The organism is Sphingobium sp. MI1205 (genome assembly GCF_001563285.1).
Taxonomy (GTDB): domain Bacteria; phylum Pseudomonadota; class Alphaproteobacteria; order Sphingomonadales; family Sphingomonadaceae; genus Sphingobium.
On the sequence record NZ_CP005188.1, the window covers coordinates 1919177 to 1935065 of the forward strand.

12 protein-coding genes and 1 pseudogene are annotated in these 15889 nt (G+C 61.4%); 11 read left to right on the plus strand and 2 right to left on the minus strand.

Annotated features, from left to right (window positions below):
• The first annotated feature begins 82 nt into the window (after nucleotides 1-82).
• From K663_RS09205 to K663_RS09245, 8 genes and pseudogenes are all read left to right on the plus strand, one after another.
• Nucleotides 83-934: a TorF family putative porin gene (locus K663_RS09205; protein ID WP_062120594.1), complete on the plus strand. Its 852-nt coding sequence runs from the start codon at nucleotides 83-85 to the stop codon at nucleotides 932-934.
• Between the two features lie 106 nt (nucleotides 935-1040).
• Nucleotides 1041-1130 carry a K(+)-transporting ATPase subunit F gene (gene kdpF / locus K663_RS09210; protein ID WP_062116465.1) on the plus strand — a complete coding sequence of 30 codons (90 nt, stop codon included), beginning with the start codon at nucleotides 1041-1043 and terminating at the stop codon, nucleotides 1128-1130.
• A 16-nt stretch (nucleotides 1131-1146) separates the two neighbouring features.
• Nucleotides 1147-2850 carry a potassium-transporting ATPase subunit KdpA gene (kdpA, locus tag K663_RS09215; protein ID WP_062116469.1) on the plus strand — a complete coding sequence of 568 codons (1704 nt, stop codon included), beginning with the start codon at nucleotides 1147-1149 and terminating at the stop codon, nucleotides 2848-2850.
• Between the two features lie 11 nt (nucleotides 2851-2861).
• Complete coding sequence (gene kdpB / locus K663_RS09220; RefSeq protein WP_062116472.1) at nucleotides 2862-4892, plus strand: potassium-transporting ATPase subunit KdpB; 2031 nt, start codon at nucleotides 2862-2864, stop codon at nucleotides 4890-4892.
• Between the two features lie 12 nt (nucleotides 4893-4904).
• On the plus strand, nucleotides 4905-5507 hold the full coding sequence (gene kdpC / locus K663_RS09225; protein WP_062116475.1) for a potassium-transporting ATPase subunit KdpC: 603 nt from the start codon (nucleotides 4905-4907) through the stop codon (nucleotides 5505-5507).
• On the plus strand, nucleotides 5504-8182 hold the full coding sequence (locus tag K663_RS09230) for a sensor histidine kinase (protein ID WP_062116478.1): 2679 nt from the start codon (nucleotides 5504-5506) through the stop codon (nucleotides 8180-8182). The genes kdpC and K663_RS09230 overlap by 4 nt, the downstream gene beginning before the upstream one ends.
• A complete protein-coding gene (locus tag K663_RS09235; RefSeq protein WP_062116481.1) occupies nucleotides 8179-8868 on the plus strand; it encodes a response regulator in 690 nt (229 codons plus the stop codon). Before K663_RS09230 ends, K663_RS09235 begins: the two co-directional genes overlap by 4 nt.
• A 154-nt stretch (nucleotides 8869-9022) precedes the next feature.
• A pseudogene (locus K663_RS09245) lies at nucleotides 9023-9817 on the plus strand (IS5 family transposase).
• A gap of 19 nt (nucleotides 9818-9836) precedes the next feature.
• On the opposite strand, the gene K663_RS09250 reads toward K663_RS09245, so the two are convergent.
• On the minus strand, nucleotides 9837-10874 hold the full coding sequence (locus K663_RS09250; protein WP_062116489.1) for a rod shape-determining protein: 1038 nt from the start codon (nucleotides 10872-10874) through the stop codon (nucleotides 9837-9839).
• The gene (locus K663_RS09255; RefSeq protein WP_062116492.1) at nucleotides 10871-11200 is read right to left on the minus strand and encodes a hypothetical protein; all 330 of its coding nucleotides are present in this window, start codon (nucleotides 11198-11200) and stop codon (nucleotides 10871-10873) included. Before K663_RS09255 ends, K663_RS09250 begins: the two co-directional genes overlap by 4 nt.
• Before the next feature lie 607 nt (nucleotides 11201-11807).
• On the opposite strand from K663_RS09255, the gene K663_RS09265 reads away from it, so the two are divergent.
• From K663_RS09265 to K663_RS09275, 3 genes are all read left to right on the plus strand, one after another.
• Complete coding sequence (locus K663_RS09265) at nucleotides 11808-13199, plus strand: exopolysaccharide biosynthesis polyprenyl glycosylphosphotransferase (protein WP_062116498.1); 1392 nt, start codon at nucleotides 11808-11810, stop codon at nucleotides 13197-13199.
• Between the two features lie 746 nt (nucleotides 13200-13945).
• A complete protein-coding gene (locus K663_RS09270; protein WP_237227921.1) occupies nucleotides 13946-15028 on the plus strand; it encodes a hypothetical protein in 1083 nt (360 codons plus the stop codon).
• Between the two features lie 26 nt (nucleotides 15029-15054).
• Nucleotides 15055-15870 carry a polysaccharide biosynthesis/export family protein gene (locus K663_RS09275; protein ID WP_062116502.1) on the plus strand — a complete coding sequence of 272 codons (816 nt, stop codon included), beginning with the start codon at nucleotides 15055-15057 and terminating at the stop codon, nucleotides 15868-15870.
• Nucleotides 15871-15889 lie beyond the last annotated feature (19 nt).

A 15889-nucleotide genomic window follows, 5' to 3' on the forward strand; every position in this document is an offset into this window, starting at 1 on the left:
CTTAACGCCTCCCGGCAATATTTGGTCACCCTCACGATTCGCACGTGGAACGTCTCCGCCGCTCCTCATGGGGGATAACGACATGTACCGCCAACCTGCCGCTGCGGCGGCACTTCTGTTTCTCGTCCCGGCCACTCCGGCGCTCGCACAGGACGCCGGTAAGCCCACTCCCGACACCACCGTCAGCGGCTCGGCAACGATAACCTCCGATTACCGCTTCCGCGGCGTGTCGCAGACCGACAAGGAGATGGCGGTCCAGGGCGGCCTGACCATCGCGCACAAGAGCGGCGTCTATATAGGCACCTGGGCATCCAACCTCTCCGGATGGGGCACGTTCGGCGGTGCCAACATGGAGATGGACCTCATCGCGGGCTACAAGTTGCCGTTGGCGGACAATGCGACGCTGGATGTCGGTCTAACCTGGTACATGTACCCGGGCGGCGCGGATAAGACCGACTTTGCCGAGCCGTATGTGAAGCTCTCCGGAACCGCCGGCTCCACGATCCTGGCGGCGGGCGTCGCCTATGCGCCCAAGCAGGAAGCGCTCGGTCCCTGGTACTTGACCGGCACCGACGCTGCGGCGGGCGTTTACAATCACCCGGGCGCCAAGGATGACAATCTTTACGTCTGGGGAGACGCGGCGGTCGGGATCCAGCGCACCCCACTCACCGCCAAGGCGCATATCGGCTATTCTGACGGCAACCCCGGTCTCGGGCCCAACGCGACCAGCGTGGCACCGACCGGCAAATATTGGGACTGGTCGCTGGGCCTGGATGCGACATGGGATAATCTCACGCTCAATGTCAGCTACATCGATACGGATATTGCGCATCGCCAAACACTCTATCTGCAGCCCAGCTTCAGTAAAGGTCAGGACGGCTCCGGTTCCATAGCGGACGGCGCGGTTCTCGTCTCGCTGACAGCAGCATTCTAAAAGGAGATGACACATGCAGGATCTGTTCTGGTTTGGGGTCATGGCAGGGCTGCTGGCGGCAACGCTGGCCTATGCCCGGCTGTGCGATGAAGCGTGAGGTGACGCGATGACGCTCGATCTCTGGCTCGCCGCACTGACCGCGCTCGGTCTCCTCCTTTATCTGGTGGCGGTGCTCGTCCGCCCCGAACGTTTCTAGAAAGGAGGTCGAGATCATGACTCTCCAGGGCTGGATCCTGATCCTTGTCTTTGTCGGCATATTGCTGGCGCTGACCAAGCCGGTCGGCGCGTGGCTATTCGCGCTTTATGAAGGCCGGCGCACGCCGCTACATGTCGTGCTCGGCCCGGTCGAGCGCGGCTTCTACAAGCTCGCCGGCATCGACCCGAACGAGGAGCAGAGCTGGCGGCGCTATGCCGTGCATATGCTGCTGTTCAACTTCGTGCTGATGATCTTCACCTATGCGGTGCTTCGGCTGCAGGGCGTGCTGCCGCTTAATGGCCTCGGCTATGATGGCGTCGGACCGGACGGCGCCTTCAACACCGCCGTCAGCTTTACCACCAACACCAACTGGCAATGGTATTCGGGCGAGGCGGCGCTGTCGAACCTCAGCCAGATGCTGGGCCTGACCATCCACAATTTCCTGTCGGCGGCGACCGGGATCGCGCTCGCCTTCGCGCTCTTTCGCGGGTTCGCGCGTCGGGAGATGAAGTCGCTTGGCAACTTCTGGGCGGATGTCACCCGAGTGACGCTCTACCTGCTGCTGCCGATCTGCTTCATCTACGCGTTGTTCCTGATCGCCTCGGGTGTTCCGCAAACGCTCTCCGCGTCAGTCGATGTGAGCACGCTGGAGGGCATCAAGCAGACGCTGGCGCTTGGGCCGGTGGCGAGCCAGGAGGCGATCAAGATGCTCGGCACCAACGGTGGCGGCTTCTTCAACGCCAATAGCGCGCATCCGTTCGAAAACCCGACTGCGCTGACCAATCTTGTTCAGATGCTGTCGATCTTCGTGATCGGCTTCGGTCTGACCTGGTGCTTCGGCAAGGCGGTCGGAAACACCCGGCAGGGCTGGGTCATCCTGGCCGCGATGCTCGTGCTGTTCATGGCCGGCGTCACTGTGACCTATTGGCAGGAAGCCGCGGGCAACCCGATCCTGCACGCTCTTGGCACGACAGGCGGCAACATGGAGGGGAAGGAAGTCCGCTTCGGCATCGCCGCCAGCGCTTTGTTCTCGGTGGTCACCACGGCCGCGTCCTGCGGCGCGGTCAACGCCATGCACGACAGCTTCACGGCCTTGGGCGGCATGATCCCGCTGTTCAACATACAACTTGGCGAGATCGTGATTGGCGGCGTCGGCGCGGGCATCTACGGCTTCCTGCTGTTCGCCATCCTCGCGGTGTTCGTCGCCGGCCTCATGGTGGGGCGCACGCCCGAATATGTCGGCAAGAAGATCGAGGCCAAAGAAGTCAAGCTAGCGGTGCTCGCGATTGCGATCCTGCCGCTATGTATCCTCGGGTTCACAGCTGCCAGCGCGGTGCTCCCGGCGGGACTCGCAGGTCCACTCAACAAGGGACCGCACGGCTTCTCCGAGATTCTCTACGCCTATAGCTCGGCAACCGGAAACAACGGCTCGGCTTTCGCTGGTCTGACAGCGGGCACGCCCTTCTACAACAGCCTGCTCGGCATAGCGATGTGGCTTGGACGATTCTTCGTGATCGTGCCGATGCTGGCGATCGCGGGCAGCCTGGCAGCCAAGAAGTACACACCCGAAAGCGCTGGGTCGTTTCCGACGACCGGACCGCTGTGGGTCGGCCTTCTGGTCGGGATCATCCTGATCCTGGGCGGTCTCACCTTCCTTCCGAGCCTCGCGCTCGGTCCCATCGCCGATCATCTCGCGATGATCCGCGGTCAACTTTTTTAAGGGGGCGCCAAATGGCACGCGCAACCGCCAAATCCATGTTCACGGCCGAGTTGATCGTTCCGGCGATCGCCGAAGCTTTCAAGAAACTCAATCCTCGCGAGTTGATTCGTAACCCGGTGATGTTCGTGACTGCTTCCGTAGCGCTGCTGATGACGATCCTTCTCGTCATCGGCGGCGATACGCTGGGTATCGGCTTCAAGCTGCAACTCGTCATCTGGCTGTGGCTGACGGTGCTGTTCGGCACATTCGCCGAAGCGCTGGCGGAAGGGCGTGGCAAGGCGCAGGCTGCGTCCCTGCGCGCAACCAAGGCCGAACTTACCGCCAAACGGCTGAAGGACGGCCGGCCACAGCAGGTCGCGGCGAGCCAGCTTCGCGCCGGCGACGTCGTGCTGGTCGAGACGGGCGATCTCATCCCCGCGGACGGCGAGGTCGTCGAGGGCGTCGCCTCGGTCAATGAGGCCGCGATCACTGGGGAGTCCGCGCCAGTCATCCGCGAAGCAGGTGGCGACCGGTCGGCGGTGACTGCGGGAACGCGGGTCATCTCCGACCAGATCAAGGTCCGCGTGACCGTCGATCCGGGTCAGGGTTTCCTCGATCGCATGATCGCGCTGGTCGAGGGTGCCGAGCGGCAGAAGACGCCGAACGAGATCGCGCTCACCATCCTCCTCGTCGGCCTGACGATCATCTTTCTGATCGCGGTCGGCACGATCCCGGGCTTCGCCAGCTATGCCGGCGGCAGCATCCCGGTCGCGATTCTCGCCGCGTTGCTTATCACGCTCATCCCGACAACGATCGCGGCGCTGCTGTCGGCGATCGGCATCGCCGGGATGGACCGCCTAGTCCGCTTCAACGTGCTCGCCAAGTCGGGTCGCGCGGTCGAGGCGGCCGGTGACATCGATGTGCTGCTGCTCGACAAGACCGGCACGATCACCATCGGTGACCGTCAGGCGTCTGAGTTTCGTCCTGTGAGCGGCGTCCCGGTTGGTGCTCTGGCGGAAGCGGCGCTTGTCGCTAGTCTGGCCGATGAAACGCCGGAGGGACGATCTATCGTATCCCTCGCAAGGGACAAATTCTTGGTGGAAGATATGGACCTGCCGGCCGGCTCCGAAGTCATCCCATTCACCGCCCAGACGCGAATTTCGGGCGTGAACACAGGGCGCACGCTGCTACAAAAAGGAGCCGTGGATTCGATACTCAAGGCCAATCCGGGCCTCGGCGAGACTGCCGCCGCGACCGAACTACGCCGAATTACCGACGAGATCGCCCGCGCTGGCATGACGCCGCTCGCGGTGGCACAAGACGGCAAACTCCTCGGTGCCGTTGCCCTGAAGGACGTGGTGAAGGCGGGAATTCGCGAACGTTTCGCCGAGCTGAGGCAAATGGGCATCCGGACAGTGATGATCACCGGCGACAATCCGCTGACGGCGGCTGCGATCGCTGCGGAAGCGGGCGTCGACGATTTCCTCGCCCAGGCGACGCCCGAGGACAAGCTCGAGCTGATCCGCAAGGAGCAGCAGGGGGGCCGCCTTGTGGCGATGTGCGGCGACGGCACCAACGACGCCCCTGCGCTCGCGCAGGCCGATGTCGGCGTGGCGATGAACACGGGCACGCAGGCAGCGCGCGAGGCAGGCAATATGGTCGATCTCGACAGCGATCCGACCAAGCTGATCGAGGTGGTGGGGCTCGGCAAGCAGTTGCTGATGACCCGCGGCGCGCTGACCACTTTCTCGGTTGCCAACGACGTGGCGAAATATTTCGCGATCATCCCCGCGATGTTCGTCGCGCTCTATCCAGGACTGGGCGTGCTCAACATCATGGGCCTGGCGACGCCGCAAAGCGCGATCCTGTCGGCGATCATCTTCAACGCGCTGATCATCCCGCTGCTGGTGCCGTTGGCGCTGAAGGGCGTGGCCTACAAGCCCATGAGCGCAGGGCCGCTACTGGCGCGCAACCTCGCGGTCTACGGCTTGGGCGGCCTTGTTGCGCCCTTCATCGGTATCAAGCTCATCGACCTGGCCGTCGGCGGCCTGGGTCTCGCCTAAGGAGGCGTCCTCATGGACAAGGACTTCGTCACATCATTGCGCCCAGCCATCGTTCTCACGATCCTGTTCGCGCTTCTGCTGGGAATCGTCTATCCTCTTGTCATGACCGGCATCGGGCAGGCTATCTTCGCCTCTCAGGCCAAGGGCAGCCTGATCCGCGATCCGCAGGGGCGCGCGGTCGGGTCGGCCGTCATCGGCCAGGCGTTCGTCAGCGACCGCTATTTCCAGACGCGGCCATCGGCAGCGGGGAAAGGCTATGACGGCCTCGCCTCTGCCGGTTCGAACCTGGGCCCGACCGCGCAGGCGCTGACCGATCGCGTCAAGGGCGACATCGACAAGCAGCGCGCCGCCGGCGTAGCTGGACCGTTGCCGGGCGATCTCGTGACCGCCAGCGGTTCGGGACTCGATCCTCACCTCTCCCCGGAATCCGCCCTTGCGCAGTCCGCGCGGGTGGCCCGCGCGCGGGGCATTGCCGAAGCGCAAGTTCGTTCGCTGGTTACGCGCAACGTCGAGCATCCCCTTCTGGGCTTCCTCGGCGAGGACCGGGTCAACGTGCTCGCGCTCAACCAGCAGCTCGATCGGATCACGAACGAGCGGACCGGCACCGCGCGTTGACGGAGCGGGATCGACCTGCCCCCGAAGTCTTTCTGCGCGCAGCCGCGCAGGAAGGCCGGGGCAAGCTGAAGATCTTCCTCGGAGCGGCGCCGGGCGTCGGCAAGACCTTCGAGATGCTGTCCGAGGGCGCGGCACGCAGAAAGGCCGGTATCGACGTCGTCGTTGGCGTGGTGGAGACCCATGGCCGCGTTGAGACCGAAGCTCTTACGCGCGGCCTCGAAATCCTGCCACGTCGCGAGATTGAACATCAAGGCCACAGGCTGACCGAGATGGATCTGGACGCGTTGCTGGAGCGGCGCCCGCAGCTCGCGCTGGTCGACGAGCTGGCGCACACCAACGCCGCCGGGAGCCGCCATCCCAAGCGCTATCAGGATGTCGAGGAGTTGCTCGACGCGGGTATCGACGTCTATTCGACGATCAATATCCAGCATATCGAGAGCCTCAACGACGTTGTTGCTTCGTTCACCCGCGTTCGGGTGCGGGAGACCGTACCGGACAGCATCCTCGAACAGGCCGAGATCGAGGTGGTGGACATTCCGCCCGACGAGCTGATCGAACGCCTTAAGGAAGGCAAGGTTTACCTACCTCAGGAAGCGACGCGCGCGCTCAACCACTTCTTCTCGAAGTCGAATCTCTCCGCTCTGCGCGAACTGGCGCTCCGCCGGGCGGCACAGGCAGTCGACGCACAGATGCTCGACCATGTCCGTGCCAACGCGCTAGGCGGCACGTGGGCGGGAAGCGAGCGGATCGTCGTAGCGGTCAGCGAGCTTGCCGGGGCGGGCGGCCTTGTCCGAGCGGCAAAGCGCATCGCGGATGCCCTTCATGCGCCATGGACCGCCGTTCATGTCGAGACGGCGCGCACCCGCCAGCTTGGCCCCGACGAGCATCAGCGGATCGCGGCCGTGCTCGCGCTCGCCACCCAACTCGGTGGTCAGGTCGCGACGGTGCCTGCTTCGAGCGTCACTGAGGGCCTCAAGGCTTTTGTGCTCGACGCACGCGCCACCCAGCTGATCGTCGGCAAGTCCGCGCGCTCGCGCCTGTTCGAGCTTCGACACGGGTCGGTGGTCGATCGTCTCGTGCGCGAGACGCCCGGTGTTGCAGTGCATGTCCTCCCCTTTGACGAAGAGCAGCCGAGCGCGACCCGATCACCACGGATCAGGCGCAGTTCCGTTTCGCCCTGGGGCGCGCCGTCGGGTTATGTCTGGACAGCAGCGTCGGTGGTCGCCGTCACGGTGATCGGCTCGGGGCTGTTTCACATTCTCGACCTGGGCAATGTCGGGATGCTGTATCTCGTACCGGTCATGGCCGCGGCGAGCCTGTTCGGCCTTCGCACCGGCCTGTTCGCGGGGCTCGCTTCCAGCCTCGCCTACAACTTCTTCTTCCTGCCGCCGACCGGCACGCTCACGATCAGCAATCCAGAAAATGTGATTTCGGTCTTCGTGCTGCTGGGCGTCGCGTTCGTCACGAGCCAGCTCACGTCCCGCGTGAGGTTGCAGGCCGACCTCGCCGCGACCAGCGCCCGCACCAACGCCGCGCTGGCCGGCTATCTGCGCCATCTGACCGCGCTCAACGAGCCGGCGGAAGTGGCGAACGCCGCCTGCGTGGAAATCGCTCGGCTCCTGTCGCTCCGGGTGGTGATGCTCGAGCAATCCCCTACCGGTTTTTCGATCAAGGCAGCCAGCCATACTGGCTCGAACCTCGAAACGATGGAAATGGCTGCGGCGCAATGGGTCAACGATACCGGCCAACCGGCGGGGCGTGGAACCGGCACGCTCACCGCGTCCGACTGGCAGTTCCAACCGCTGCGGGCTGGCGACCGCGTACTCGCCGTCCTCGGCCTCGCGCGAGAGGATGGAGGTGACCCAGTCCGGTCCGACCAATTGCCTTTGCTCGGAAGCCTCATCGATCAGACGGCGCTGGCGCTCGAACGACTGCGGCTTGAAAGCGAGATGCGCGACGTGGACGCAGTGCATGAACGCGAGCGTTTGCGTACCGCTCTGCTGTCGTCAGTCAGCCATGACCTGCGAACGCCGCTGACATCGGTCCTGGCTGCGGCAGCCGAACTGCGCCGCAAGTATCGGGATCCGTTGCTCGACACGCTGGAAAGCGAAGCGATCCGTCTCAACCGCTTCGTCGCTAACCTGCTCGATATGGCCCGCGTCGAGGCCGGCGCGCTGAAGCTCAATATCGAGCCGGTGGATCTTACCGATGCCGTCGGAAGTGCGGTCCATGATACGCGCCGCTCTCTGGACGGGCACCCCATAGAACTCAATGTTGCGCCCGACCTGCCTTTAGTCATGGTCGATCCGCAGCTGTTCCACCATTGCCTTCTCAACCTGTTCGACAATGCCGGCCGCTACGGCGACCCCGGCACGCCTATCATCGTCCGAGCGAAGCGAACCATCGGCGAGCTTGTCCTGTCGGTCATAGATCGCGGCGTCGGCCTGCCGGAGGGCCGCGAAGCCGAGGTGTTCGAGACGTTCCGCCGGCTTGAAGGCTCCGACCGGTCTGTCAGCGGCACGGGCCTCGGACTGGCGATTGTCAAAGGCTTCGCCGAGGCGATGGGCATGACCGTCAATGCGCAGAACCGCGAAGACAGCAAAGGCGCCTGCTTCAGCATTCATTTCCCCGAGCGGCTGCTCGTACGGCAATCGGAGCAAGGACTAGATGTATGACCGGACACCGTATTCTGATCGTCGACGACGACCTTCACATCCGCCGCTTGCTCGAACGCATGCTTACTCGGGCGGGATATGCAACAATCGAGGCTACGACGGCGGCCGAGGCGCTCAGCCAGGCCCGGGACGGCCGACCGGACGCAATCCTTCTTGATCTCGGACTGCCCGATCGTGACGGCCTGGAAATCGTGACGCTCCTGCGGCAGCAATGTCCCGCACCGATCATCGTCGTGTCCGCGCGCGATGCTACGGATCAGAAAGTGGCGGCGCTCGATCTGGGAGCGCATGATTATGTGACCAAGCCTTTCGACAGCGAAGAAGTGCTTGCCCGCATGCGCGCGACCCTGCGCGACCGCGTCGAGGCACAGGGAGCCTCCCCGACCGTGCAGGCCGGCGCCCTGACGATCGATCTCGTCAATCGTCAGGTCTCCCGCGACGGCGAAGAGGTGCACCTCACCCGCAAGGAGTTCGAGGTGCTGAACCAGCTTGCTCTGCACCCTGGCCGCGTTGTGACCCATCAGCGCGTCCTTGAGGCAGCCTGGCCCTATGAGGTCGATCGCCGCATCGATTATCTCCGGATCGTGGTCCGCAATCTGCGGCAGAAGCTGGAGGCTGATCCTTCGCGCCCCGCGCTGATAATGAATGAACTGGGGGTAGGCTATCGCCTGATGGCCAATAGCTGAGAATTGCTTGCGCTTTGATCTCTCTGTCGCCCACAAATACTACGAAAACACTATGAGGAAAATTCATCCACACGGCCTAGGTGGTGTTTACATTCATGTTTCCCAAAGTGGTAAAAGTCATTCAAGCTGCTGGCTGGGATGGAGGTCAGCATGGATGGATCGACAGGAACTGAGTGACGCGGTTTGGGAGCGGATAGCGCCGCATTTGCCGGGCAAGGCGACAGACCCTGGACGGACCGGGCGAGACAATCGGCTGTTTGTGGAAGCTATCCTGTGGCTGGCTCGGTCGGGGGCGCACTGGCGTGTTCTTCCGAAGGAGTTTGGCCGTTGGCACACCGTTTATCAACGCTTCAACCGTTGGTGTCGCAACGGCGTTTGGGAGAGTCTTTTCAATGCCTTGAACGATGACGCCGACTTCGAATACATCCTCGTCGACAGCACGATCGTGCGCGCCCATCAGCACAGTGCCGGTGCCCCAAAAAAAGCGATCGATCCGAAGATCGGTTTGAAGCTCACGCGCTGGGACGATCAAAAGGCGGCTTGAGCACCAAAGTTCATGCCGCCACCGATGCGCTTGGCAATCCCGTCCGCTTCGTTCTGACCGGCGGCGAACGCAATGACATCACCCAGATCGAAGCCTTGCTCGATCGCCCTGATGGCCGGTCATGTGCTGGCCGACAAGGGCTATGACGGACAACGCGCGATGGACGCAATCGCCGCATCCGACGCAAAGCCCATCGTTCCGCCCCGAACCACAACTGCCAGTTGGCGCAGCTTCGACCCCGCAATCTACAAGAACTGCAATCTGATCGAACGCTTCTTCCGCAAGATCAAACACTCCCGCCGCATCGCCACGCGCCACGCGCCACGCGCCACGCGCCACGACAAACTCGCCAGAAACTATGCTGGCTTCCTCAACCTCGTCGCTGCACTCAAATGTTGCCGATAATGTAAACACCGCCTAGCTATCAGGAAATGGTGAGGACGCCCTGATAGGCGGGGTCTTCCAACGCCTTCCCAGCTCCCATCGCGACGCACATCAGCGGCGTGTCGGCCACCTTTACCGGTAGTCCGGTTTCTTCCATCAGCGCTTCATCGAGCCGCCTGAGCAGTGCCCCGCCGCCAGTCAGCGTTATGCCTTCCTCGATGATGTCGGCGGCTAGCTCAGGCGCGGTCTGTTCCAGCGCCGTTCTCACCGCCATCTTGATCTGTCCAACCGGTTCCGCGAGCGCATCGACGATCTCGGCCTCGCTGATGCTCATTTCGGCGGGCCGACCGTTTACCAGATCTCGGCCTTTGACGATGATCCGTCGCCCTTCCCCGTCAGGAGGAGTAGCAGCTCCAATTTCACATTTCACGCGCTCGGACGTAGCTTCCCCTATCATCAAATTATGATTGCGGCGGATATGCGAAGCAATGGCGTCGTCCATCCGGTCGCCTCCGACGCGTGCGGAGTTGCTGTAGGCGATACCCCTCAGCGACAGCACTGCAACCTCGGTCGTGCCGCCGCCAATATCGACCACCATCGCACCGCGCGGCTCGGTAACGGGCAGGCCTGCGCCGATTGCCGCAGCCATCGGCTCCTCTATCAATTGCACCCGAGCTGCGCCTGCGTTCGCGGCTGCATCGCGAAGCGCACGCCTCTCAACCATGGTGGAACCAGAAGGCACACAAACGACGACTTCGTGACGTCGGCCGAACCGGCTGCCGTCCAGCGCTTTATCGATGAAATGTTTGATCATCTGCTCCGCGACGTCGATGTCAGCGATGACGCCATCGCGCAGAGGTCTGATCGCCTGGATGTTCGCAGGCGTCTTGCCCATCATAAGTTTGGCCTCATTGCCCACAACCTTAACCCTACGAAAGCCCTGTCGGGTTTCAATAGCGATCACCGACGGCTCGTTTAGCACGATGCCTCGATCCCGAACGTGAATGACTGTGTTAACGGTGCCCAGGTCGATGGCCATGTCGTATGCGGAGGACGAAAGGAACCGAGGCAATTTCATCGCAGGAAAGCAATCTTTTTGAGAGGCCAGGAGGAAGCCTGCCCCCTGCCCATGCCTTTGCGAGAGCAGAAGAGCCGTGCGACGACCCGTCCGGTTAGCGGGGCCAAGCGAAGGCTCGATAGATCGATCATAATTGCCAAGAACAGGCCGACACGAGTTTGCCGCTTTTTAAAGCAAAGCGAGCGCAATGGATATTGCCAAGGAATAATGGAAAATTCCATCGCGACCGCCAAGCTGAGAATGGCGCTTCGTTCGGTTGCAGCGCCAAAATTTACAATCACATAGCGCAGAACTTCGCTCGCTGGCGATGAGATGTCGCATTGCATAACGCTCTTCTTTTTTTCCGGCGAAGCTTCTATTTTGCTGATATGATTGGATCAGCCCGTTCAAGGCATTTTTGCAGATGATCGACCTGTCGCCTCAGCCTCACGATGAAAGCTCCAGCGCCGCGGAGCTTCATTCGGAACCGCGCCACGATCCCATCGTAGCCGCACCGCCAGAGACGGTTCGGCCAAGAGGCGGTTGGCCTTTCACGCACGATCAGGGCGAGGCAGCAGTCCAACTGCTATCCCGCTGGGCTGGTCCACTCGCGCTGCTGGTCTCGCTCGCTCTCTTGAGCTGGTGGCTTTTGGCTTGATTCGGAGGCTCGGCCGAGCTGATTCGTTCAAGGGGTTCGATTGAACGGTAAATTTTTGCTTGAATATTCCTCTCGTCGAATTTCAGCTCATCGTGCAACCGGGGCGTCATGTCCTTTGAGACCAACGGATCATCGGAAAAGATCGTCCGGGCGTCCCAGCACTGATTGCGAGCCCCTGACATTTATGTCCTGCTGCTGCGCAACATAAATCAGAAGGCAGCGGATGTCTGATGCAATGTGCGCCGATCGACAAGGTCGGCGGACATTTTGACGTCAGGACATAAAAAGGGTTGCAGATGTCGAAAATTGATCTGGCGATCGAAGGTTCTCCCAGTCGCCAGCCGGTAACGGCCGCTGTCCAGCGGAATGTGAGGCTTTGGCTGTGCATGCTGCTGCTCGCGGCCGACCTCGGCGCGTTGGCAACGGGCTTTGCCTTAGGCCTTCGCACGACCGGCATGCCATTGCTGTCCAGCGAACTTTGGCAACCTCTTGCAGGCGGCATGATCGTCTACGGAGTCATCGCCTTCCACAATCAGGCCTACAATCCTGTCTGCCTTACTCGCATTACGCCCAGCTTGCGTAACGCATCTATGGCTTTGGCCGCGACGCTGCTGATCTTCCTGCTTGTCGTTTTCTCGCTTAAGGCGACGGGACAGTTGTCACGCTTGGGCATTTCGGCAGGTATCATTTGCAGCGGCGCTTTGCTGGTGGCGCAAAGGCTGCTGATTGTCAGGGCAGTGCGGCGCAATTTTAGCGACGATCTATTTGCTCAGTTGCTAATCATTGATGGTGGCACGATTCCGCACGACGTAAGCGGCATGGTCATCGTCGATGCGGATGCTGCGGGGATCAAAGCTGACCTCGACGACCCATATATGCTTCACCGTTTAGGCACCCTGCTGCGGGATTTCGACCGGGTTGTCATATCCTGCCCCCCCGACCGCAAGGCCGATTGGGCCCAAATGCTGAAGGGCGGAAATATCCTGGGGGAGATCATTGTGCCCGAACTGGATCACATGGCACCGCTGGCCGTTCAGACTTATCGTGGTGTTTCCACACTCGTCGTCGCCCGTGGCCCGCTCAATCTTGCGAACCGGGCGAAGAAGCGACTGCTCGACATCGCGATTACGGTGCCGCTGCTCATCGCTTTGGCACCCTTGATGATCGCCATTGCCATCGCCATCCGGCTTGATTCAGCAGGCCCGGTATTCTTCAAGCAGGAGCGGATAGGTCGCGGCAATCGCCTGTTTCATATCCTAAAGTTTCGCAGCATGCGCGTTGAACAATGCGACGCGGCCGGCGCCGCTTCGACGCGACGAGATGATGATCGCATCACCCGTGTCGGAGCTTTCATCCGCAAGACCAGTATTGATGAACTGCCGCAACTGATCAACGTCCTGCTGGGTGAAATGAGCTTGGTTGGCCCCCGTCCCCACGCGCTGGGATCAACTGCGGAGGAACAGCTCTTCTGGCAGGTCGATCGCCAATATTGGCACCGCCACGCGCTGAAACCGGGCATCACGGGCCTTGCACAGATCCGGGGATTTCGGGGAGCGACGGAAACCCGGCGCGATATTCTCAATCGTGTCGAAGCCGACCTGGAGTATCTCCACGGCTGGAGCCTGACGCGCGACATTGGGATTTTGATCGGAACGCTCAACGTACTCGTTCATCGGAACGCCTACTGACAGGGTCACCGCCAACCGCGATGATCGTGGATTTTCTGTACAGCCTTTGATTTTGCGGCGAAATGACGATGTTTTTGCCCGCCTGAAAACTATTTGTTAACCGTAAAATCGGATATGTCCGCTATCACGAACAGGGCGGATCAAAGACGTGGCGGATGATTTTGCAACGGTTGCTGTTGCGCAACCTTCTTCCTCGAACAGTGCGGTTCAGGGACGGGCCGAGATTACGGTAGAGGCTGCGCCCAGGCAGTTCGCTGATCGAGCAGATCGCGGTGTCGAAATCTTCTCTCGTTGGGCCGGCATCTTCGCTTTTGCGGCAGCAGTCGCGGGCATAATCTGGGCCGTTTTCTAGGACCACGCTCGGCCAAAAACTTGCCGCACTATGAACAGACGGCAATGCTTCAACATTGCTGTCAGATGAACGCTTTTAGCCGGAAACCAAGTTGTTCGCTGCGGCTATTTTCGTGACCAACCGAACCGTTGCTTAGTCGCGACAAGCCGCTTTCCGGATGGTTCGCTTTGCGTGCAAACCCGACTAGCATACCCATATTGCTGCAATGCAATAAAGGGTTGCGCGTTTGGATATTGCATACACACCGCGTTTGCGGCGACTTCTTTGTGCGCCCGCAAACCAGGAATTTTTGCCACTTTGCTGCGCGGTAGCTGCGTCGCTGGGCGCCATCGCTTTGACGGCGGCTCCTGGTTCCGCTGCGGCGCAAGCAACGCAGGTCGATGACGAATCCCGTATCAAGATAATGGGCCTCAATGCCACGGCCGGTCTCGATCTGCTCTATGATGACAACATCTACCGTGTGGACGATCGGGTCGAAGATCCGACCGAGGATCTTATAGTCACGCCTTGGGCGGAACTGACCTATGGCAAGCCGATCGGACGGCATGACCTGCTCCTTCGCGGACGGGTTGGTTATGACCGCTTTGTTTCAGAAGGGCAGCGCAGCAAGCTGCGGCTCGACACAGAGGCGAAAGCTGTCATCCGCTTCGGGGCCACCTGTTCGGTCACCCCATTGATCTCTTATCGACAGCAGCGCGCTGACTATGGCGACCTCAACCAGCAGACGGAAAATCTTCAGCGCTTCGCGACATTCGGAGCAGAGCTCGACTGCGAACGTCCCGGCTTGTTCCCAGTCGCGAATTATCGTCGAGATCTGACCCGTAACGCTGATGCGTTCGACTTCGCCGACCAGACCAGCGACACATTTCTGGCTGGCGTCGGCTACAATATGCCCAGCCTCGGCACTGTCACCGCTTTTTACGAGCGCGTGAACAGCGATCGACGCAATCTTGGAATCGAGAACCGGACCAACAGCTACGGCCTTAGGTTCAAGCGCGAAGTATCCCCGATCACGCAGATGGATGCAGAAGTCCGCTGGCTGGATGTGGGCAGCGATTCGGCGGCGGTAGGCAGCTATGACGGCCTGGGTTGGGACGTCAGCCTGTCCACTGGTATCATTCCGCGGCTAAAGCTGACGGCGACCACCGAGCGCAGCATCGTCAACGACAGCCTAATCGCCAGCGGCTTCGCCATTCGCACAAGACACCGGCTGGAAGGCGCGTTCGCGATTTCAGAACTCACCTCAGCGGGTCTCTACGGGGAATTGGAGCGGCGCAAATTCCGGCAGGATGCGGCGCTACGCCCCTTCTCCATCTCCGCAGACCGGAACTTGCGGTTCGGGGCGATGTTGAAGCGCAAGCTGTCCGATCGCTTCGATATTTCGCTCGACGCCCAACGCTATAAGCGACGCACAGACACAGATGTGGCCGAATTCAGTGGAACCCAAGTGACGCTGGGCGCGGCGCTCAGATTTTGACCCTCATTATTGAAGGAGCACGAGCTGTGAAAACAGAGACTCTCCTGACCAGCCTCTCGATCTGCCTGGCGGCGGCCGTCCCCGCGGCTGCCACGGCTCAGACGGCCGGGGCGGCTGTCAGCACTGCCAGCCCAACGGCGCCGGCGGCGGATACCGGGTATCAACTAGGGCCCGATGATGAAGTGAAGATCTCGATCTTCGGACAACCCGATCTTTCGGCCACCACCCGGATAAAAGCGGATGGCACCGTTGCGCTCGCCCTGATCGGTCCCGTTCAGGCGCGAGGCAAAACGACGTCTCAACTCGCTCAGGCGATCGCGGCAAATTATGCGAGCGGCGGCTTTCTCACCAACCCATCGGTCAATGTGGAAGTCAGTAATTATGTCAGCCGCTTCGTGACCGTACTTGGGAATGTGCCTCAGGCAGGCAACTATCCACTCGATCGGAACTACAGCGTGGCATCGATGCTGGCGAAGGCTGGCGGTTCCACGAAGGACGGCGCCAACGCCGTGATCCTGACCCCCGCCGATGGCAGCGGGCCGGTTCGAATTTCTCTGGCGGATATGGCAGTCGGCGGCAGTCGGCAGTTGAAGCCAGGCGACATCCTTTTCGTGCCGCCAGCTGAAAAAGTCTATGTGTACGGCCAGGTACAGCAACCTGGCGCCTTTTCATTCGCGCCGGGCCAAAGCTTCCGCCAAGCGCTTGCGCTGGCAGGCGGCCCGACGCTGGCGGGTTCAACGAAACGCATAAAAGTACGCCGGGGGGGGAAGGAAATACAGGCGAACCTGGATGATCCGGTTCAGCCTGAAGACGTCCTCATCATCCGGGAGAAGCTGTTTTGACCGCAATCGATCATGGCTT